The sequence below is a fragment of the Candidatus Phytoplasma melaleucae genome, from assembly GCF_030588185.1.
Classification (GTDB): Bacteria; Bacillota_I; Bacilli_A; order Acholeplasmatales; family Acholeplasmataceae; genus Phytoplasma; species Phytoplasma melaleucae.
Genome location: NZ_JAOSID010000002.1, coordinates 1 through 23,056 on the forward strand (window position 1 = coordinate 1; position 23,056 = coordinate 23,056).

Here is a 23,056-nt window from a genome sequence, read left to right on the forward strand (position 1 = left end):
AAAGGTTGATGCCCTTTTGCAAGTTGCACTTGGAAAGCCGGATGCCAGGAGACTGGCCTGTCCGGTTTGGGGGGGGGCATATTGAAACCTGATTTATTTAAACAAGGCGCAATATTTCTATCCGCATCATAACGGTCTCCAAAACCGCTTGTTCGGGTTCGAATCCTGATATCCCTGCCATGAATAATACATAAAAAGTTAAGAAAATAAAAAAAAGGAAAGTTTGTTTAAAACAAACTTTCCTTTTTTTTTATTTCAACTAAAATATATATATTAATCGCATAATACAAATTTAAATAGAAAAAAATTTACTCTTTTATTTTATGTTATGTTCATCATAAAAAATAAAATCTTCATCTTTAAGGCTTTCAGATACCATTTTCTGGTAACCATTACCTTTCATAGAAAAATAATCCATCGTTTTGGTTTCAGTATTTAAACCATTGATAATTACCGGATTAACTTCTTCTTGCGGAAACTTTTGTTCAAATCCTAAATTTAATAAAGCTTTATTAGCGTTGTATCGAATAAATACATTAACATCTTCAACTAAATTAATTTCATTATAGATTTCATAAGTTAATAATTTTTGTTCTTTATAAAGTTTTTCTAAGAGATTAAAAAGCCATTTTTTTAAATTCAACTGCTGTAATGTATCAAAACCTAGATATAATTCTTTTGCTAACCTACCTATATATAATCCATGAACACTCTCATCTCTGATAATTAAATTGATAATTTCCCCCGCTTGCATTAATTTTCCCTGACCATAATAGTATAAAGGATGATAAAAACCACTATAAAACAACCAAGTTTCTAAAAAAACAGAAGCTACCATACTTTTCCATTTAATCTCATTAAAAATATTTATATCAGATAATAAACCAGATTTTTGTATAGTAATATTTCTTTCCAAATCTTCGTAAATATCAGTAATACATTTAATAATAACTTGAAGATTCATTTGTCTCTCGCCCCATAAAAATAAATCATCAATTTTTTCTTTATTTAAAAAAGTCATAAAAATATTTGAATAACTTTTAGCATGAACTGCATTTTCCATAGCTCCCATAAAATTAAGAGTAGCTTTCTTTTGATGTTCAAAAGGTAAACAAGCACGAACCATTACAGGCATACCAATATCTCCTTGATAAGTATCAAGAAAAGTTAAAACTAAAAGATTTCTTGAATAAGCCTTTTTTTCTTGTTCAGATAACTCATTCCACACATGCAAATCGCTTTGCAAACTAATATCTTCTGGACGCCAAAATTGACTTAAATTCTGTTCATAAAAATATTGTGTAAAATCATCTTCTAAATTATTCCAGTTAGCACCTTGATAAATTATTTTTTTTTCTTCCACGACTATAAAAACCTTTCTTTTATTCTATAATATTCATTTCAAACTCAGATTGTGATGCTTTCTTATTTGTGTTTCTAATTCATGTGCAATAACCGTATTTTTTATTAAAAATTCTTTAGCTTTTTCCTTGCCTTGCCCAATATTTTGTTCTCTAAAACTATACCACATTCCGTTTTTCTGTATCAAATTTAATCCTACAGACAAATCTAATATCTCTCCGATTTTAGAAATACCCTTACCATAAAAAATATCTACACTAACTGTTTTTAAAGGAGAACATATTTTAGATTTTACAATTTTAATATTAGATTTAATTCCAATAATGTTATTATTGTCTTTAATAAATTCTGATGTTCTTCTAATATCTAATCTTAAAGAGGCAAAATATTTTAAAGCTTTACCACCTGGAGTAGTTTCACTGCTTCCATATATAACCCCTACTTTTTCTCTTAGTTGATTTACATAAATAACAATAGTATTAGTCTTAGAGGCAATTGGAGTTTGTTTTCGCATAGCTTGACCCATAATTCTAGCATGTAACCCCATAAAGGAATCGCCACTTTCGCCGTTTAATTCAGCTTCAGGCACTAAAGCAGCTACCGAATCAACTGCTATTAAACTAATATTTTGACTTTTGATTAATGCTTCTATAATATCTAAAGCTTTTTCTCCAGAATCAGGTTGAGAAATAATCAAATTATCAATATCTACTCCAATTGATTTAGCATAACGAACATCTAGAGCATTTTCTACATCTATAAAAGCTACATTACCACCTTGTTTTTGGGCTTCCGCTATAGCATGCAATGTTAAAGTAGTTTTGCCAGCACTTTCAGGACCAAAAATTTCAATAATACGCCCTTTAGGGAATCCCCCTATTGATAAAGCTATATCTAAGGATAAAGAACCACTCGAAATGGTTTCAATCTTGCCTGTTTGTCGAGAATTTAATTTCATAATACTGCCTTTTCCAAAACGTTGTTCTATCTCTCGAATTGTTCTTTCTAAGTCTTGTTTATTATTATTTATTGATTCGTGATTCATATTTTACCCCTTTTATCAGTCAAAATTTTTTTCATAAAAATCTTTATATATGATTTACAAGAAAAATATATTTTATTTTTATAAAAAATCAGAATTAATTATCGTGAAATTTTTAATGATATAATCTAAACCTGAAATTATAATCAAAATAATATTAAGAACCAAAAAAACATTAATCACATGATATACTTTTAATATTTGTTTTGGAAATAATTTTGGCCAAATATTTTCTAATTGAGCAGCAAGTAATAATATGATAATTGATATAAAAGTAAAACAAGTTTTTAATTTTCCCCAAAAAGAAGCTCCTATGACATGCTTTTTTTCAAAAGCTAATAAACGTACACCCATTATAATAAAATCTCTTATAATTGTAATAAGCAAAAAACTTAAAATATAATTAATTATTTTATCATTGTCGTATACTAGTAATTCTCTATTATAACATAATATAAAGAGATAAAAAAATGAAATTGTTACTAATAATTTATCCGCTATAGGATCAAAAAATTTACCAAAAAGCGTTGTTTTTTGAAATTTTTTAGCGATATAACCATCCAAATAGTCTGTAATAGATGCTACTATAAAAATAATATTAAAATACATTTTAAAAGTTTCAATTTCATGTGATAATAACTTGACATATAAAAAAGGTAACATACAAAAAACCAAAAAAATGCGAAAGACAGTTAACAAATTAGCTGATTTTTTAATTATATTTTTCATATTTTTTTGTATCTTTCTTACGAAAAAACTATTAAATCTCTGTTATTGCGAAATTATGAATATATGTAAATTAATATTACTTACACTGGCATTCTAAAAATATTGATGTTATTATCGTTTTATTACTATTAACATGGTGTTATTAAGCAGTTCATTTATCATTTACAATACTATTATAAGAAAATAATACCTTTTTTCATAAATTAAAATATGTACCTATAAAACAATAATATTAAAAATAATCTATTTTTATAAAAACCCCCTTTTCTCCAAAATGTTTTTAAATTAATAATTAAAAATGTTATCTTCTTTTTTTGTTTATCATTCTATTGAACAAAATTCTTAAAACTTTGAATAGAAATTTTTTATTTTACTCAAAAAAACTAATTATAATCTTTCTTCAAGATGCAAATGATATCTAAACAGTTGCTGTAGAAATAAATTGTTCCAGAAATTACTACAACTAATAAATAACGACAAAAGAAAATTATTCTTAAATCTTAGTAAATGTTAGCTTTTGTTTTTATATATGCTAAAAAGTAAATTGATAAAAAACTTAATCTTCTTAATATTTCTACTAGTTAGATCCAAACTTTATTTTCTTTTTTTTCATTAAAATATCAACTAAATATTAAATTTTAGATTTTTATTACTCTTATTGATTATTAATAATGAATCTAAAAGAATAAAATAAAAATTTCCCCTAACTAACTATTTTTATAAAACTAAAACATTACATGGTCACATATTAACTACTTTATGTAATAACATGGAGTCAATTTGAATAACATATTATTATTCAAATACCTTTTTATATTTTGTAACTTTTCTAATCTGCCTAAAAACAAAATAATAAATTAAAAAAACATAATACCATATATGTTTTCTCTTTTGATAATTAAATGTTATAATAGCAGAGAATTTACTATATTTTAAAAATAACGAAAAGGAGTCTTTTTGATATATGGGAAAATATCAATTACCTGAATTACCTTATGATTATAATGCATTAGAACCTTTTATATCCTCTAAAACTATGCAAATACATCATCAAAAACATCATAAAACATATGTTAATAAATTAAATTTGTCTTTAGAAAAATATCCGCAAATAAACAATAGCTTGGAAAGTTTGCTAAAAAATAAAAACTTGATTCCAGAAGACATTAGAATATCCGTTCAAAATAACGGTGGAGGGCATTTTAATCATTCTTTCTTTTGGAAAGTTTTGTCATCAAATAAAAACAACCAAATGCCACAACCAATTGACAATCTAATCAAAAGTGATTTTATTAATTTAGATAATTTTAAAAATATTTTTTCTGAAAAAGCTATGAATTTATTTGGTAGCGGTTGGGTTTTTTGGATAATAAATTTTCAAAATAAATCAGAAATATTAACTACTAAGGATCAAAATACTGTATTAGAAATGGGATACCCTCTTCTAGGACTTGATTTATGGGAACATGCTTATTATCTAGATTATCAAAATCGTCGTTTAGATTATATAGAAGCTTTTTTTAATGTCATAAATTGGGAACAAATAGATATGAATTTACAGTTAAACTTGTCAAAAGTTAAATAAATATATAACAAAGATAAAAACTGTTTTAAAAAAAGAGATTGTTGTTCCATCAGCTTAGTAAAAATTCTCGTACTTATCATATTCTAAAGATATTTTATTTTTATTAAAAATGTCTTTTTTCTTATAAACATTTTTATTTTTTTTGCTATTTTACCTCTTTCCATTCATAATATTTCCATATTAATTTTACTAAATAATAAATTATACTTTTGCTTTTAATTTGTTTGGGTTTGCTTATTCAAAAATATAGTTACTTAGAACTACTTTTTATTTGTTGCTAAGTTATTAATAGTTTTGAATAATTGTATGCTAGAATAAAATGTATTTAACATTTCTATTTATTTTTAAAATAGTTCTTGAAAGAAATATTTTATTTTTTATCAAAAAAATATAGATCCATTTTAGAAATAGAAAAGAGAGGACCATTAATATAAATGCCTTCAAATAATAATCGTAAAAAAATAAAAGTTTTTGGATTTCATCCATTAGCTTTCTTAAGTTTATGTGGTATATTGTTTTTCAATATTTATTGTTTAAGAGAATGGCCAAGTAAAAGCCAAAATTTATACCATCCTATGCTAACTCCTTTGTTCTTAATAATGGTTTTAGGGTTCGGTCTAAATTTTATAGGTTCACAAATTCCTATTTTAAATAAATTAGGATTAGGCTTTCTGCTATGCATTTTTATTCCATCTTATTTAGTATATAAAGGTTGGATTCCATTTCAACTGGCTAATAATTTTGATAAGGGTTTTTTTAACAAAGCTGATAGTAAATATGGTGTAGGGATGAATTTTTCACAATTTTTTATTACTATTGTTATTTCAGGCAGTCTTTTAAGTGTGGATAAAAACCTATTAAAAAGATCACTCTTCAAGTTCATACCTTTAACAATATTGGCTGTTTGTACTTGTTTTTTAGTAATAGGTTTTTTAGGTGCTTTGCTACAATATAAATGTCCAGGAATATTTCAAAATAGAAGTCAAGGTTCTTTTTTAGATTCTATTTTTTTTATTGGTGTGCCTTTAACTAACGGGGGAACAAATTTAGGCATTAACGGTTTTGCTAACGGACTTTACAAAGAAGCATTCCCTACTAGTTCACCTTCTGATATAAGAAGTTTTATTTTAGCTCCTTTAATCTTAGCCAGAATTTTAAGTATTTTTTTAGCTGGTTTGCTTTATGTTTTTTTTGATAAAACTAAATTAAGCGGAAAAGGATCTTTAGAAAAAAATAATGCCATTAACAGCACTAATAAACAACAACAACAAAAATATTCAACAGAGAATAAAAAAATCGGAATGGGACTAACTATTATTTTTGCCCTTTACGCTTTAGGTAGTATGATTAATCAATTATTATATGGTAAAATGGACGCAATGGTATATGTTATTCTAATATTATTAATCATTAAGATTTTTGATTTGTTTTCATCTGAATATCAAAATTGTGTTGAACAAGCTGGTAAATTTATGACTGAAAATTTTACAAGCGCAATTTTAGTGGGTTTAGGATTAACTACTAATTTTAACCAATTACAGAAAATTATGACTGATAAAAATATTCTATTAATAGTTATGTTTTCTTTACTAACAGCAATTACCATAACATTTTTATTATCTCGTAAACTAGGTTTTTATCCTCTAGAAACTGCTTTAACATCTGGTATCTGTTCTCATAGCATCGGCGGCACCGGTAATGTAGGTGTAATGGCTATAAGTCATAGACTTTCTTTACTACCTTTTGCCATGATAGCAACTAGAATAGTTGGTCCTTTAGTTTATGTTGGTGCTTCTATCATTTTCAGAAGTATATACATGTAAATATGATCAAAATAAATAATTTCTTATAAAATTCTGTTGAAATCAAGGTTTCAACAGAATTTTTTCATTATAATTCACGTAATAATTATTATTTTAAAACTTAGACATAACAGAAATAGTCATATATATTTATATACGTTCTAATAAATTCAAAATGTTTTAAATTTTAAAATATGAAAAAAATTTTCTAGAATAGTTGTAACATTTCTATAAAAATAAATTTAATTATTAACATTATATCTGCTACAAGTAAACATCAGATAAATAACAGCTATAAAAAATAGAAAATCCAAAAATCTGTTAGACTATTATAAGTCAAATCTTTAATTCCGAATGATTCTTTTCTTTCGTATCAGAAAAATATTCATAAAAATTTAGAAATTATTAAAAATAAATAAGAAAGTCAAAATCAAATGTATAAGTCTAATTATTTAATATATTGCATAGTTTATGTTTTATGCTATCTTGTAGGGGCTATTCCAGTAGGATTGTGGATAGGAAAATATCATAGAAAAGATATTAGGCTATTAGGTTCCAAAAATATTGGTTCTTCCAATGTAACCAGAATTCTAGGATTAAAATATGGCTTTTTGACTTTTTTACTCGATTTTTTAAAAGGTTTTTTACCTATATTTATTGTAAATACCTTGAACCCTAATTTAAATAATTGGCGTAATCAAAGAATTTTTCTAGGTATGTTTTCTATTCTAGGACAAATGTTTTCTATCTTCAATAGATTTCAAGGAGGAAAAGCTATTGCAACTTCTGTTGGTGTAGTAACCGGAATTAGCCCTTGGATAGGATTACTAGGTATTATACTATTCATTATTTTAGTAATCATTTGTAAATACGCTTCTTTGGCATCTCTTATATCTACTTTGCTGGTTAATATAAGCTTATATATAGAAACAAAAACATCACCATGCTCCAACATTCAAACAATAGAATTAATCGTTATTTTTCTAATAACAATTTTAATTTTCGTAAAACATTATCGAAATATAATTAATTTATTAAATAAAAAAGAAAATAAATTAACTTTTAATTAACTCTTAATAATATAAAATAATTATTAAATATCGATTATTATAAGAGTTGGGTATTGTATTCATCTCAGGATTTATTATTTAATTTCTATAATACATTAGCAAAACGATTAAACAAAATGAAAGCATCTTTGTGGAATTTATATTTTTTAAGAAAATTTAAATCAAGCGGCCAATTTATATATTTTAAAGTTAAAAAAACACGATAAACACTTTTATGACTAACATTTTTTTCAGATATAAAAGGGACATAAGGCCCTAAAATTTTTATTTTAGATAAACCATTATGAGCTAAAATAATTTTTATTTGATGTGCAATATCCCAAGCTTTTTTAAAATATTTATGCATTATTAATATTTGGCTGACAAAAACAAAAGGAGGATAATTATAAATTTTACGTTCTTTTAAAGCCCGTGAATAGAAATAATCAATATCATAATTAACAGCTGATTGAAGCACATAATGTTGGATATTATAACTTTGAACAATAATAATAGAATTTTCTTTAATACATTTACGCGCCATTTGTATTAACAACTGAAAAGTTTTTTCAGCAGCTGTAAAATGAGGAATATTCAAGAGAATATCCGTCATGATTACACCTACTAAAGAAATATGTGGGAGTGGTAAATTTTTAGTAATCATTTGTGTACCTAAAAAAATATCAATCTGGGTTTGTTCTGAATCTTTTAAGATTTTTTCATATTGTTTTAATTTAAACACAGGGAAAGTATTTGAATCTAAACGCAAAATGTTCGCAAGAGGAAACTTTTGTTTCAAAAAAGATTCGATATATTCAATACCTAAACTGACACTCCTAAGAGCGTTTTGCAAACAATACGGGCATTTAACACAAAAGATTTCTTTATAATTACACAAACCACACTTAAGACTATTTTCAGAATGATAAAAACGAAGTGATTGATAACACTTCCGACATTTAGGAACATAATTGCAAAAACGACACAAAACAAAAGGAGCAAACCCTTTAGAATTTATAAATAAAAGGCTTTTTTTTTTAGTCTGAATATTACGAATTAAAGTCTGCATTAATAAAACGGAAAAAGGAGAAAAATTATTATTTTTTAATTCTTGTTTCATATCAATTAACTTCATAGGAATTTGATATTTTTGGTTTTTCAAAATTAAACTTTGATATTCGTTAAGTTTAACTTTATAATAACTTTCTAAAGAAGGAGCAAAACTGCTTAAAATTAAAGGAATTTGATGATAAACAGCTCTTATACGAGCTAACTCTTTAGTATCATAGTTAGGAATTCTATCTTTTTCTATAAAAGCTTCGTTGTGCTCTTCATCAATAATAATAATTCCTAATTTATGCAAAGGAGCAAAAATAGCAATTCTTGTTCCTATAACAAGGTCAATTTTTTGTTGATGTATTTCAATATTACGACGAAAATTTTCTAATTTATTTAAATCTCCGTTTAAAATAGATATAGATATATTTTTGAAAATTTTTCTTATTTCTTTTACAAAACTTTTTATTAAAATAATTTCTGGTAATAAAATTAGAACTTGTCTATTATTTATTAAATTTTGTTCTATCAATTTGAAATAAATTTGCATCTTATCCGGATCATGTTCATGGTAAAATAAATAAGTTTGATAAGTAAAAAAGTTAATTTTGTTCCAAAGAGCCTGTTGTTGTTCATTTAAAATAATGGTTTTGGGGGGTGTAATATATAATGTACCGTGCAAATCGGCTAAATCCATTATATGATGTTCTCTTTCTTGTTCGATTAATGTTTTCATATTATCGTAAGACAAACTTAACAATTCTTTTTTAGGAATAGTGAACATTTTAATAATGTTTCTAGCTTTTAATTGCATTACTTGCTTCATAAGACCATAATTCTTTGTATTTAATAAAAATTTATTTTTTTGCAAATACTGTTTAATATTTATTGGAATTAAATCAGGTTGTAAAAAAATTATTTTTTTAACATAAGAAACTAAAAAACTTTTAGGGAGAACAGTTCTATAAGCAGCTACTTTTACAGAAAAAGGCACTTTTAATATTTCATCAATCAGCAAAAAAAGTTCTTGGTTTAAGATAGGAGTTTTATCTAAAATTTCTATGATAGGTTTATTAGCAAATAAACTTTTTTCTTTAACATCAACAATATAACCTAAACGTAACACATTATTAAAATAAACAACAACTCTTATTCCTTTCTGTACTAAATGAATTAAATTTGCTGGTATAGTATAATCAAAACATTTATTTAAAGAAGCATTTCCTAAATCTATAAGAATTTCTGCAATCATTTAATACACCATTTTTTCATGAATAAGTTCTTTAACATTGGGAATAAAGCTAGTATTTAGAATGTAACTCTGATTAATAACGAAAACAAAAAAAAATCAAAGTTAATTATTTTATTTTTTGATTTCGTTTAAAAGATGCTCAATATGTTCACCATAAAACAAAGAATGATCATATTCAAAATTTAAAACTGGAATTCTTTTAATATTTTTTATTTGTTTAGCTAAAGCTACACGAATAGCCTTTTTGTTTTTCTCTATAATTTTCTGTGCTAAGGACAAAATTTGAGGATCGTCACTTAAAATAGTATAAAATACTTGGCTGGAAGAAAAATCATTTTGTAAATGAACATCAGTTATATTAATGTACCCTATTTGTTCATTTTGAACTATTTTATTAACAATAAAAACTAACTCTTTATGAATTAAACTAGCTGTTCTTGCGACTGAAATATTAACATTATTCATTATTTAAAGATTCCTCCATTCGAGATGATTCTATTATATCACTAATTTGAAAAGTATTAAAATTATCTAATACAATTCCGCATTCACTATTTTTTGGAGCAATAGAAATGTTATTTTTAAGATGTTTTAATGAAATTATTTTACCTTGATAAATAATTGCATTATTACGTATTACTTTAGCTAAAGAATTACTATAAATAACACCATTAACAACATAACAACCAGCAATGTATCCTACAGTACTAATATAAAAAATCTTTCTAATTTCTGCTTGACCTGTCACTTTTTCTTCTAGAACAGGTTTTACCAATATTTTTAATTTTTGTTGAATATCTTCGACTATTTTATACAAAATATTATAAGTTTTAATTTCAACTTTTAAATTATGAGCTAATTGTATTAAATCGTTGTTCAAAATAGTATTAAAATTAATTATAATGGCATCGCAAGCGTTCGCCAACATAATATCATTATTAGTAACCATACCAACTGATTTTTTTACAAAATAAACTTTAATGCCCTCAATATTTAAAGGTTCTAAAATTTTTTGAATAGCTTCTATAATGCCTTGTGTATCAGTTTTTAAAATAACATTTAAATTTTTCTTTGGTTTTTCATCTTTTAAAGGGAAAACATTAACTTTCGCGAGAGCACTTTGTTGTAGTTGTGAAAGTTGTTTGTTCTCCTTGTGTAATTGTTGCCTTTTTTCTGTAATTTGTTTTGCTTTTTTTTCATTTGGAACTACAATAAAATTATCTCCAGCTTGTGGAATTTGTTTAAATCCATAAATTACTATTGGTTGCGAAGGAAAAGCGCGAAAAACTGCTTTCTTAGAATTATTTTCCATAAAACGAACTTTACCATAAACACAACCAGCTACAATAATATCACCAATTTTTAATATCCCTTGAGAAAGAATTAAAGTAGCAACAGGCCCCTTATTTTTAATAAGACTTGCCTCCAATACTGTGCCTTCAGCGTCTTGAGAAAGATCAACTTGGATATTTTTCATTTCGCTGATTAAACAAATAGTTTCTAATAACGTATTTATGCCTTGTTGTTTAAGAGCAGAAATTTCAATATAAGGCGTATTCCCACCCCACTCTTCTGGAATTAAACCCAACTGAGATAATTCAGACATAATATTTTCTTTTTTGTTATTAGGTTTATCTATTTTATTAATTGCAATAATAATATTTACCTGCGCATTTTTAGCATGTTTAATAGATTCTATAGTTTGTGGTTTTACTCCATCATCGCAAGCCACTACTATAACACAAATATCAGTTATTTGAGCTCCTCTGCTTCTCATTTGCTGGAAAGCTTCATGTCCTGGACTATCTATAAAAGTTATTTTACTATTTTGATAAGTTACTTCATAAGCCCCAATATGTTGAGTAATTCCCCCAAATTCTTGATCAACTACACGTGTTTTTCTAATAACATCCAATAAAGTAGTTTTGCCATGATCTACATGTCCCATAATAGTAACAATCGGAATGCGCTGAATCAAATTTGAACCTTTTTTTTGCGTCATATGTTTAGAATCCAAAACAACCTTTCGAGTATTATGAATAATTTCAATATTTAGTTCTAATCCTAAAAGTTCTATATTTTCTCGACTTAACACTTGATTAATATTAGTTTTAACACCTATTTTTAATAATTTTTTAATCAGAAAAATATTAGAAACTTGAAAAATATTAGCTAAATCTTGAACAGTATGTTTAGGATTAAAAATATAAGTTTTAACTTGAATTTTCTCTTCATGATCTGAATGATCTTTTTTTGTTTCTTTGTTTCTAGTTTTATTCATAAATCTCCTCACGGTTATAAAATTTTTAGTAAAAAATAAATTGAAATATTAATATTTGCCAAATATTTAAAAATTATCTAATAATTGCCAAATTTCCTGATAAATATTTATTGGTACATAAACTTTTAATTTTTTATCTAAAATTTTTTTTCTTTGAATAAAAAGAACATTAAATTTATTTAAAATGAAATAAGCTCCTCTGCCTTGAATATTTTGTTCTAAATCTATATAAATAATCTTGTTTTTAGATACAACTATGCGAAGTAAATCTTTCTTGAAATAAGTACGACGACTAACAATGCAAGTTCTTAAAATATTTTTCTCTAAAATTAAATCAATATTCTTGTTCATATTGTTTAACAGTTCTAATATTAATATTCCATTTAGTTACTTGCACAGCTAATTTAACATTTTGCCCTAGTTTGCCAATAGCTAAAGACACTTGGTTGTCTTCCACAATAACTGAAACAGTTCTATGTTTCGTGTTAATATCAGTAACTTTAATAATTTTGGCTGGTTGTAAAGCATTTGTAATTAATTCTTCCGGAACAAGACTCCATTGAAATAAATCTATTTTTTCCCCTTTTAACACATTAATGATGTTTTGAATTCGAATACCTTTTTCCCCAATACAAGCCCCAATCGGATCTATTTTAACATCTGTAGTCATTAATCCTACTTTTACTCTATCAGAAGGTATTCTAGCTATTCCCATAATTTTAATAATACCTTCTTGTACTTCCGGGATAAATTCTTTGAATAATGCAATAACAAAGTGAACATTTTTCCGACTTACAAAAACTTTTGGCATTTTTGTAGTATTTTGTACTTTAGTAACCAAAACTAATATTTTTTCTCCTAAAGAAAAATTATCATTATAAAGAATTTCCTTCTTAGATAAGAAGGTGTGTAAATCTTTCTCTAGACTTAAAACAAAAAAGTTATCTTTTTCATCAAATATTTCCGCGCTTATTAAGTGATTTTCTTTATTTTTAAAGAAATTATAAATATTTTCTCTTTTTTGTTTTATTAGTTCTTCATGAAATTTATTTTTAAAATCTTTGCTAGCATGCAAATTAAAATTTTGAGGATCTACTTCAATTTCTAGAATATCTCCTATTTGAACATTTTTATCAATTTTACGCGCTTCTTCTAAGAGCATACAACTATGTTCTTTATAATTTATTATTTCTTTTCTTTGTTCGCTAATAACTAAATATTGCTTATACAAAAGAATTTGATCATAGTCTTTTTGAAAACAAACACGGCAACTTTTGACTTGAAAACTTTTTTTACAACCAGATATTAATCCTTTCTCGCAAGCTTTTAATGTCTGTTCTCTTGTCAATTCATATTCTTGAGACAACTGATCGATGTTATTTAAAAAATCTTTAATTATCAAATGAAATAACCTCTTTCTAATCTAATATAAAAGTATACATAAAATAAATTGATTTCACAAAAAAACCAAATGAAAAAAGTGGTCACCAACAATAACCACTTCGTTTCATAGCCTAAAAAAAACAAATCTAAAATTTTAAATAAAATTTTAAATAAAATTTTAAATTAACTTAATTATAGTTTAACATTTATTATTCATAAAAATACTAAAATAAATTAATTCACTATAAATATCGATTTTGTCGTAATATTATAGTTACAATTTAAAAAAATGGTGTGGATAATGAGATTCGAACTCACAAGAGAAAACTTCTCACATGCCCCTCAAACATGCGCGTATACCATTCCGCCATATCCACATAGCAAAAATAATGTATCATATAAATCATTATTTTTGTTGAACATTGAAATTTCTTCTATTTTATTCTAGAATAAAAATAAAAGGGGTAACATTATCAATATTTTCTATTTTTTCTATTTCTATATTTGAAAAGTTTTTAGAAACAAAGCTTTCTATTTTTTGCAAATATTTCATTTTAACTTGTTTCTTATCATAAAAAATAGTTAAGAATTTACTTTGACTGGATACCAAAAACATTTCATGTAATAATTTTTGTATTACATAATCAATATCTTCATGGCTAAAAAGAATCTTATCCTGAAAGACAGCCATGAAACTATTCTCCTTAATTCTTATATCATCTTTTTGATGTAAGTCAAACTTTTGAGCTAAAGAAATTTGGCCTATTTTGCTTTGCTTTATATGATCTTTCATAATTCTCAGGTTCTCTTGGAAAGATAAACTATCATTAAAAACCAAAAGAGCACTATACCCTTGAGCTATGTTTTTGGATGACAAAACATGAATATTCAGATTAGTAAACTTACTTAAAATTTTATGTATCTTAAATGATAAATTCGAATTTACATTCGGTAATACAATGACATCTTGAACCGTAATATTTTTTAAAATAGACATTAATTCTTCAGCTATAACATTAACATTTTTTTTGGGATCGCAACAAATAACATGATCAACTTTCATATCTTGAAAAATAATCTTAAGTTCTTTATTAGAAACAAAAGATATAATCTGATAATCTTTAATTTTATCAATGTTTAAATTTAATTCTGGTTTATGAAGAAAATCTTGACTCTGTTCTTTCATATTATCGATTTTACATCTTACTAACTCACCATAATGTAATAAATCAGATAAAACACTCCCTGGTGCGTTAGTATGAATATGAATTTTGAGCAAATTATTATTTAGCAATAAAATTAAAGAATCGCCATATTCTAAAAACTTTTTTCGACTCTCTGTTAAATGAAAGTTTTTTAAATTATTTAACTTAATTAAAAATTCTGTACAGTAAATATTCTTAATATCAATATCATATATTTTATCATGACCACAACAAAGAACATCGTTATCAAAAGAATTTGTACTTTGGAGCAAATTATCTTTATACTCGTCAAGAAAAAATAATTTAATATTATCAAGATACATTAGCATACCTTCTAAAATACAAACAAAACCTGCGCCGCCACTATCAACAACATTAGATTTTTTTAAAATAGGTAATAAATCAGGGGTTTTACTAAGAGAAATTTTGGCATATTTAGTGATACTTTTAAGCACTTCTTTAATTGTTTGAAAATATGGTTGTTTACTAATTCCCTCAACAGATTCACGTAAAACAGTTAAAATGGTTCCTTCAATGGGTTCTATAACAGCTTTATAAGCATGTTTATAACCGCTAATTAAAACTTGAATGAATTCTTGTACATTAATATATTTCTTTTGTAATCTGTTAATGTGTAAATAAACCCCAGAAAAGAATTGAGATAAAATTACTCCTGAATTACCTTTAGAACCTATCAATAAAGCATCAGAAAAAATTTTAGAGATTGTTAAAATAGAATTCTCATGAATTGGTTGTATTTTTTTAATACCTTCCAACATAGTCATTTGCATATTAGTTCCTGTATCACCATCAGGAACAGGAAAAACATTTAAATTATTTATTTTTTGGTAATTATTCTTTAAATGAACAGTTCCGTTAATGATCATGGCTTTAAACAAAATACCATCTATAATTTTATGATTTGTCATTTAGATCAATCCTTTTATATAATTTTTAAATAATGGTTAAAAACTATTGTCAAAATACTCTTTATTATAACACATTTAATTTTAGCTCGAAATATTATTATTAACCTATGCAATGTCGGAACTTTGTTAACTTTTAGAATAAGATTAGTTTTCGTAAAATAATATTGATAAGTAATAAGACACAAAGAAATATAAGAAAAATTTCTACAAGTTAAAATACTAAATAAATCTATCTTTAAATAAAAGATTTATATCACAGAATATTATGTTTAGGTATTTTAAAAATACTTTATATACAACATTTCATATATTTTTTATGAAATAATGCAAAAAAAATCTAAAAAAATATTAGAATAATTATTGGAAGATTTTTTTATATTAATAAATTAGTATACAACAAAAAAAAGAAAGGTTCATAACGTAAAAAACTTTAAAAAACGAACTTACTTGCATTATCTGCAAATAGTTAAATCAACTTTTATTAAAAAAATCGTAATCTTTTTCTATTTGATCCTAATATTTAACAAGTACAACATAACGGTTTTTGCGCAAAAAATGTTCATACCGGTAAATATTAGTAGATTACTCATAAATAAAAAATTAAACAATAAGAATTTACTAACAAAAAATAAACAAATATCATACAAAAATAAATCATTGATTCCAAAAAAATTAAGTAAAAAAATAATTAAATTTATAAATAAAAAAGAACATAAAGCAGAAGAAATAGAAGAATCAATAACTTCAATGTTTTCGGACATGCAACAACAGCCACAAGAAGTTTTTAACGAAGAAGAGACACCTTTATCCATAGAATCAACAGAAAAAGAAAAAAAGTTAAATGTAAATGTAAATAATAACAACAACCCTAAATCTGGTACAGTTACAATATTGAAAGAAATATTATCTTTATATGATAAACACAATTCTATAATGATGAATATTATATTATCTTCGCCAAATAAAAGGCAAGAAATTATAAATAAATATGCAAGTTATTTCCAAAACACATCCCAACAATTTATCCTACCAATGTCAACACTACCTGAAATAATAGATGTATACATAGATCCTTTCGAGGATGTTTCTAGCAGTATAAAACAATATCTACAAGAGAAAAATTTAGTAGACAGAAAGTATCAAGTGGTAAATTATCCTATGAGTGCTGTTTATAATGAGAATATGCTAGGAATGACGCAAAAAATCAAAAATTATTACACCAATGGCTTATTAGGAGTTTTTATAAACAAAAGCTTTCCAACCCAAAAAGACCAAAAATATGCAGATAATTTATCTTTAGACCAATTATCTTTCGAAACAGGGCGCAAGTTCGAGTGCTTAATTAAGTAGTAATCCCAGGGGCTACCTGTCACGAGATAGGGCGCAAGTTCGAGCATTAATAATAGCGGATTTAGGTGCCGCACTTCGTGTGATAATCGAAGAAATCACCAACTTGACTCTAGACTGAAAAGAAAAAGAGGAAAATAGCATAGTTGGAAAGCAATTGAAAATTCAATTGCAAGATGAAGAAAAGAAAAGGTTGAACTTAAACAAAGTAAAGAGCAAAATGACAGAAATTATAATTTAGCAAAGATAAAGGTTTATTAAGAACTTTAAAATCATCCGAAGAAGCGTTTAAATATTACATATTATCTCGATATTTAAAATTATCACTTGTATTTAAAACCTAAGATATCACATAAAATAAAAAAAGGTTTTAATAAAAAGCTTAACTAAAAAATAATTTAATAAGACTCCAACCGATACTTTTGTATTTAAACCTAATTATTTAATAGCTACCTTGGAAATCCTAAAACTTAAGATAAAAAACTAGACATTTTGATAATGTTAACCAAATTATCATTTTATCTTATAATGAGCAATCATAATAAAGTCAAGGACACAGAGCCAACATAGTAGTCGTTGGAGTAATGCCCAACCAAGGCAAATGGGAAAGCCATTTACAAGGCGAAGGGCGGCAGAGAGATTATCTTGAAATTAATAAACATTTTGACTAACACGAGTGAAAAAGTAAGACGAAAAAATATCAATGAAATAATATTTTAAAAAATAAATCAAAAACCATTTCTAGAAAAAAGTAAAATATTCTTTTCGTTGTAAATCATAAAAAAATACATTAAATTATTTTTCATAAAGAATTATTTATATCAACACCTAGTAAAGTTAAAACGAATTAGTTTCTATAATCTAATCTGAATGAGACATGATAAATCTCAAAAGATGAACTCAGAAAGCCGGATGCCAGGAGACTGGCCTGTCCGGTTTGGGCGGGGGCGCGTTTTTGCATATTCGGTATTTACATACAAATATCCAAGCAAATGTTTCTATCCGCATATTGACAGTCAACATTTGATTAATCTAGAAGAAGAAACTCTAAAAGAGACAATAGCATATCAAAAAAGCGGTAGCAAAAAGTTTAAATAACATTTTGAAACTGCAAGTTGAATTAGAATAAGGTTAAAACCCTGAAATGGGCTTAAGAGAAAAAAAGGCAACTAAAAGCTATTGGAAAAACACTTCTAATCCAATACTTCAAGACATTTATTTGATTCATATGTTTCGTCAAATAAAATTATCTCTTGTATTTTACTTGAAGCTTACTGGATATTAAAATAATAAATAAAAAAAATATTCCGTCCATTGCTCTAACCGAAAATCTATTAACCTAGATTAAGTAACTACCTTGGAAAAACCTAAGCCTAAAACATTAAAATAAAAGAAAAAATGATACAGGTAAGGTTGCAGAGGTTTCATAGTAGTCGTAAGAGTAATGTCTTACCAAGGAGAATAGGAAAACTATTCACAAGGCCAAGGAAACCAGAGAGAATATATAAAAGACAATTCAATAGCAATAACGATAAGGCAAATAAGCAAAAACCAAAATTTATTTATTTAAAACATAAATAATTTATACATAAACAATTGCTATTAATATATTCTAATCTTCAAATAAGTTTAAAAAACTGAAAAAAGATGAACTCAGAAAGCCGTATGCCAGGAGACTGGCCTGTCCGGTTTGGGCGGGGGCGCATTTTTGCATATTCGGTATTTACATACAAATATCCAAGCAAATGTTTCTATCCGCATTCTATTAAAAACATACACATTTTTTGGTCTAAAGCATACATGCCTACAAAAGTAAACTTGAATAAAATAACTAATTCTATAGAAATAAAAATTATAAACGAAAAAATACAAAATTTCAAAACTTTCAAAACTCAAAGTATTTTGCTATATGGGTCGTCAGATAGTAGTACAAAATTACTAGCACAAGCTATATCACAAAAATATCAAGTACCTTTTTACTGTATATCATTTTATAATCTTTTGCGCAAACAAATTGAAATAGACAATTTTGATTTTCAAAAATTTTTTCAAACAATTAATCAAAATAAACCTTGCATTTTATTTGTAAATAAAATACAAAATTTGGAGACAAATAATAACTTTTATTCTCAAAATGTTTTAAACAAAAAACAAGCTGTAAACCAAATATTAACATCTTTAAAAAGCTTAACAAAAAATTCTCAAATTTTAGTTATTAGTTCTATAAACGCTAATGAGAATAACTTGCAAGCAATAGAAAAAATAATATTCAATTCGGAAATATTTGATTTCAAAATCCATGTAAGACAACATGATTTTTATAAAAAACAAAAAATTTTGCAAATTTATGATAAGCATTTATTGCCAAACCATAAATTTATTTTAGATATCATATCAAAGGAAATTGATATACTAAATGAAACAGATTTAGAACATATTTGGATAACAATTAAATCCAATATGATAACTCAAAAAACATCCACAATGAATATGTTACAAATTCAAGAAATTGTCGACTTTATTGCTATAAGAAAAAAACATAAAGATATATCTTGGAAAGAATACCAAAAAAATTTATCTTATCATCACGCAGGACATATTTTAATTTGTTTAATTTTAAATAAAATGATTTATGATTCTATCAAAGTTGATAATTATTTAAAAAGTAAATTTTTAGACCAAAATATTTTACTCAATTGCTTTTTTTCTAATTATGGAAAACTAAACAGTTTTAATCAAAAGCCACCAAAAACTCAAACGCAAATAATATACGAAATAATTTATTATTTAAGCGGTTTTATCACAGAAAAAATATTTCTAAAACCAAATTATAGGAATAATTCATCTTATGATGATGTCGAAAAAGTAATCAAATTAATAAAAAAATTTCGAAGCAAAAAAAACGATTCCATTTTTGAACTTATTTTTAATCAAAAAAAACCAAATCCTAACAAAAAAATCACAAATACAATGTGGATAAATTTCTTTTACAAAACAACTACTCAAATTATAGAACAAAATACAAATTTAATTCACAAAATAGCTCAATGCTTATACACGCAAAATAATTCTATTTTAATTCAATTACAATTTGACTTTAAAAACAAAAACACATACCATGAAAACAAAAATATTTTACTATTAAACAAATTGGCTTATGAAGATGAAATAAATCAAAACCTAATAATAGATAAATTAAATCGCAAATATAAACTAAACAAGAATCATAAGTTAATTGCAAAAGTATCCATAATCATTATTATAATAACTACCATTATTTTTTTAAAACGTAAAAAAAAGATTCAAAATAAAAAAATAATAAGAAAATTTTAATATAAAAAAGCAAATTTATTTAGATATTTTGCTTTTTTCTTTTCATTTAAATAATAAAAGCAATAAATTTTTTATATTTTTAAAACTGCTACAATTATTAATTAGATAGAATAAGAATAAAAATAGAAATAAACAATATAAATTATTATTGTTTGCAATGTTTAAGATAAAATATGATATATAATCTTAGACATAAAGAAAGGAATATAATAATTTTGCAGTTGATCAATGATTTTGAAGTTTTTTTAAGAATAGAACATAACTATTCAATTTTAACTATTCAAAATTATATTAGTGATGTTAAAGAGTTTAAAGTCTTTTTATTAAACCAAAATTTAGATTTTAATCTAAAAAACCTCTCTCAACAACACCAATCACGTTATTTTGTTGCTTATTTAAACAAAAAAAAACTGAAAAACATTAGTATTATAAGAAAGATATCCGCTTTAAGAACTTTTTATAACTTTTTAACGGAAAGATATGAGTCAGTTAATAATATTTTTAAATTAATCAAAAACAATAAAACTTCTAAACAATTACCTAAAATAATTTCCGAAGATAAAATACAAAATTTACTAGATTCAATAGATTTATCAACTTATTTAAATTATCGCAATTATTTAATATTAGATTTATTATATAGTTGTGGTCTTAGAGTTAACGAACTAATTACCTTAAAAACAGAAAACATAAATTTTACTAATAAACAAATTTTAATTTTAGGGAAAGGCAAAAAAGATAGATATTTACCAATACATAATAATTTATCTAAAATGATAAAAATTTATATTAAAAATGTAAGAAATAAATTAATAACAAAAGAAAATAAAAAAACTTTCGTAAATAACCCTTTTTTGTTGATTAACTCAAAAGGTAACCCTTTAACTGATAGAGGAATAAGATTTATTTTAGAACAAATATGCTTGAAATCAGGACAAGACATAAAAGTTTTTCCCCATATGATAAGACATGCATTTGCTACTATTTTATTAAATAAAGGAGCTGATTTAAGAGTTTTACAAGAATTATTAGGACATACCAATCTGAAAACTACTCAAATTTACACTCATGTTTCAAATACTTTTCTAAAAAATAAATTTCTTTCTAATCATCCTAGAAATATACATAAACAAAACAAAAAACATAAGGACAAAGGAATACTAAATAAATGAACCAAAAAAATATTTTTTTTGAAATCATAAATATTTATAAAAATAAAAACATTAATTTACCTCAAAGACAAACCTGTTTTAGTGCAGGATATGATTTTGCAGCAGCAGAAGATAAAGGTATCAAACCATATCAAATAGCTTTGATACCTACTGGAATAAAAGCTTTTTTTCCTAAAAATAAGGTTTTGTTAATTTATGCTAGGTCTTCTTTATCGATCAAAAAAAAATTAATGTTAGCAAATCATGTAGGTGTGATTGACAGTGATTATTATAACAATATCCAAAACGAAGGACATATTTTGATACCTTTATATAATTTTTCTAATGAAACATCATACATTTTCAAAAACGAAAGAATTGCTCAAGGAATTTTTCAAAATTTTTATTTAACAGATAATGATCAAGTTGTTCACAATAAAAAAAGAATAAATGGTTTCGGCAGTACTAGCCAAAAATAAATAAAAACATTTTAGCAATAAATAGCAAAAAAAAAGAATAAAATATGTTAAAATATGTAGGTTAAAATAAAAAAGTTGTGTAATAAATTACAACTTCAGATTAGCTGAATATGATATTTTTTATATTTTAGATTTTATTAGAATTCTTAATTATATTTTTGTTAGTTAAAAATGATTATAAGTTAAATTTTAAAGGAGTTACTTTCATTACTATGGCCGTTGTATCTATGAAACAATTATTAGAAGCTGGAATCCATTTTGGTCATTCAGCAAAAAAAACTCATTATAAAGCAAAAAAATACTTATTTGCTGCTAATAATCAAATTCCTCTTGTAAGAAATAAAATTCACATTATAGACCTGAAAAAAACTATCGAACACATTGAAATAGCCTATAAGCAAATTTATCAAATAATTTCTTCTGGTGGAAAAATATTGTTTTTAGGAACTAAAAAACAAATTCAAGAAATTATTCAAAAAGAATCTCAAAGATGTCAACAATATTATGTTAATCATAGATGGTTGGGTGGAACTTTTACAAATTTTCAAACTATTGCCAAAAGAATTGATTTCTTAAAAACACTATATAAACAAGAAAAAGAGGGTTTTTGGGATCATTTTTCAAAAAAAGAAATAATGAAATTAACCAAAAAAAGAGAAAAACTAGAAAAATTTTTAGGCGGAATCAAAAATATGAAAACTTTGCCACAAGCTATCTTTATTGTTGACACGCAAAAAGATGTTATAGCAATTGCTGAAGCTAGAAAACTGAATATTAAAATTTTTGGTATTATTGATAGTAATTGTGATCCAGATTTAGTAGATTATGTTATTCCAGCTAACAATGATGCCATTAAAGGAGTAAAATTAATCACCTCTATTATAGCTAATGCAGTTGTTGAAGCACTAAAAATATCAGCGATAAATACTCCAGAAATAAATACTCACACAAATATACCATCAAACAATATACAAAAACAAGCTTGATTCGACCAAACATGTTGCCAAAAAACTAAATAAACAATTTTATGTCATTTATTAAAAGACTTAAAATAAACGTTTATATTATAAC

18 protein-coding genes and 1 tRNA gene are annotated in these 23,056 nt (G+C 24.9%); 9 read left to right on the forward strand and 10 right to left on the reverse strand.

The window, feature by feature from the left end; translation table 11 throughout:
• Nucleotides 1–316: 316 nt before the first annotated feature.
• The 3 genes from nrdF to pgsA all read right to left on the reverse strand — a co-directional run bounded on the left by nrdF (nucleotide 317) and on the right by pgsA (nucleotide 3,133).
• Nucleotides 317–1,363: a class 1b ribonucleoside-diphosphate reductase subunit beta gene (gene nrdF / locus OC680_RS00435; protein ID WP_304515156.1), complete on the reverse strand. Its 1,047-nt coding sequence runs from the start codon at nucleotides 1,361–1,363 to the stop codon at nucleotides 317–319.
• 33 nt (nucleotides 1,364–1,396) lie between these two features.
• A complete protein-coding gene (recA, locus tag OC680_RS00440) occupies nucleotides 1,397–2,407 on the reverse strand; it encodes a recombinase RecA (protein ID WP_304515157.1) in 1,011 nt (336 codons plus the stop codon).
• A gap of 78 nt (nucleotides 2,408–2,485) precedes the next feature.
• Nucleotides 2,486–3,133, reverse strand: coding sequence for a CDP-diacylglycerol--glycerol-3-phosphate 3-phosphatidyltransferase (pgsA, locus tag OC680_RS00445; protein ID WP_304515158.1), 648 nt, complete (start codon nucleotides 3,131–3,133; stop codon nucleotides 2,486–2,488).
• Nucleotides 3,134–4,097: 964 nt separating this feature from the next.
• Between pgsA and OC680_RS00450 the strand changes: the two genes are divergently transcribed.
• From OC680_RS00450 to plsY, 3 genes are all read left to right on the forward strand, one after another.
• Nucleotides 4,098–4,718, forward strand: a complete 621-nt coding sequence (locus OC680_RS00450) for a superoxide dismutase (protein ID WP_304515159.1) — start codon at nucleotides 4,098–4,100, stop codon at nucleotides 4,716–4,718.
• Nucleotides 4,719–5,152: 434 nt separating this feature from the next.
• Nucleotides 5,153–6,541 carry a 2-hydroxycarboxylate transporter family protein gene (locus OC680_RS00455; protein ID WP_304515160.1) on the forward strand — a complete coding sequence of 463 codons (1,389 nt, stop codon included), beginning with the start codon at nucleotides 5,153–5,155 and terminating at the stop codon, nucleotides 6,539–6,541.
• Between the two features lie 413 nt (nucleotides 6,542–6,954).
• Nucleotides 6,955–7,590: a glycerol-3-phosphate 1-O-acyltransferase PlsY gene (gene plsY, locus OC680_RS00460; RefSeq protein ID WP_304515161.1), complete on the forward strand. Its 636-nt coding sequence runs from the start codon at nucleotides 6,955–6,957 to the stop codon at nucleotides 7,588–7,590.
• Nucleotides 7,591–7,675: 85 nt separating this feature from the next.
• Here plsY and priA read toward each other — a convergent pair whose 3' ends face one another.
• The 7 genes from priA to OC680_RS00495 all read right to left on the reverse strand — a co-directional run bounded on the left by priA (nucleotide 7,676) and on the right by OC680_RS00495 (nucleotide 15,675).
• Nucleotides 7,676–9,877 carry a replication restart helicase PriA gene (gene priA, locus OC680_RS00465; RefSeq protein ID WP_304515162.1) on the reverse strand — a complete coding sequence of 734 codons (2,202 nt, stop codon included), beginning with the start codon at nucleotides 9,875–9,877 and terminating at the stop codon, nucleotides 7,676–7,678.
• 111 nt (nucleotides 9,878–9,988) lie between these two features.
• Entirely contained in the window at nucleotides 9,989–10,342 is a 354-nt protein-coding gene (rbfA, locus tag OC680_RS00470) for a 30S ribosome-binding factor RbfA (protein ID WP_304515163.1), read from the reverse strand.
• Nucleotides 10,335–12,158 carry a translation initiation factor IF-2 gene (infB, locus tag OC680_RS00475; RefSeq protein ID WP_304515164.1) on the reverse strand — a complete coding sequence of 608 codons (1,824 nt, stop codon included), beginning with the start codon at nucleotides 12,156–12,158 and terminating at the stop codon, nucleotides 10,335–10,337. Before infB ends, rbfA begins: the two co-directional genes overlap by 8 nt.
• A 66-nt stretch (nucleotides 12,159–12,224) precedes the next feature.
• Entirely contained in the window at nucleotides 12,225–12,509 is a 285-nt protein-coding gene (locus OC680_RS00480) for a YlxR family protein (RefSeq protein ID WP_304515165.1), read from the reverse strand.
• The gene (gene nusA, locus OC680_RS00485) at nucleotides 12,493–13,560 is read right to left on the reverse strand and encodes a transcription termination factor NusA (RefSeq protein ID WP_304515166.1); all 1,068 of its coding nucleotides are present in this window, start codon (nucleotides 13,558–13,560) and stop codon (nucleotides 12,493–12,495) included. Before nusA ends, OC680_RS00480 begins: the two co-directional genes overlap by 17 nt.
• 271 nt (nucleotides 13,561–13,831) lie before the next feature.
• Nucleotides 13,832–13,918 (reverse strand) — tRNA-Leu (locus OC680_RS00490).
• A gap of 62 nt (nucleotides 13,919–13,980) precedes the next feature.
• Nucleotides 13,981–15,675, reverse strand: a complete 1,695-nt coding sequence (locus OC680_RS00495) for a DAK2 domain-containing protein (protein WP_304515167.1) — start codon at nucleotides 15,673–15,675, stop codon at nucleotides 13,981–13,983.
• Nucleotides 15,676–16,230: 555 nt separating this feature from the next.
• On the opposite strand from OC680_RS00495, the gene OC680_RS00500 reads away from it, so the two are divergent.
• From OC680_RS00500 to rpsB, 6 genes are all read left to right on the forward strand, one after another.
• Nucleotides 16,231–17,025, forward strand: coding sequence for a hypothetical protein (locus OC680_RS00500; protein ID WP_304515168.1), 795 nt, complete (start codon nucleotides 16,231–16,233; stop codon nucleotides 17,023–17,025).
• Nucleotides 17,026–17,916: 891 nt separating this feature from the next.
• Nucleotides 17,917–18,120 (forward strand): hypothetical protein, encoded by a 204-nt coding sequence (locus tag OC680_RS00505; RefSeq protein ID WP_304515169.1) that lies wholly within the window; start codon nucleotides 17,917–17,919, stop codon nucleotides 18,118–18,120.
• 549 nt (nucleotides 18,121–18,669) lie between these two features.
• Nucleotides 18,670–20,355, forward strand: coding sequence for an AAA family ATPase (locus OC680_RS00510; RefSeq protein WP_304515170.1), 1,686 nt, complete (start codon nucleotides 18,670–18,672; stop codon nucleotides 20,353–20,355).
• 173 nt (nucleotides 20,356–20,528) lie between these two features.
• Nucleotides 20,529–21,527: a tyrosine-type recombinase/integrase gene (locus OC680_RS00515; RefSeq protein ID WP_304515171.1), complete on the forward strand. Its 999-nt coding sequence runs from the start codon at nucleotides 20,529–20,531 to the stop codon at nucleotides 21,525–21,527.
• Nucleotides 21,524–21,985 carry a dCTP deaminase/dUTPase family protein gene (locus OC680_RS00520; protein WP_304515172.1) on the forward strand — a complete coding sequence of 154 codons (462 nt, stop codon included), beginning with the start codon at nucleotides 21,524–21,526 and terminating at the stop codon, nucleotides 21,983–21,985. Before OC680_RS00515 ends, OC680_RS00520 begins: the two co-directional genes overlap by 4 nt.
• 212 nt (nucleotides 21,986–22,197) lie before the next feature.
• Nucleotides 22,198–22,971 carry a 30S ribosomal protein S2 gene (gene rpsB / locus OC680_RS00525; protein ID WP_304515173.1) on the forward strand — a complete coding sequence of 258 codons (774 nt, stop codon included), beginning with the start codon at nucleotides 22,198–22,200 and terminating at the stop codon, nucleotides 22,969–22,971.
• Nucleotides 22,972–23,056 lie beyond the last annotated feature (85 nt).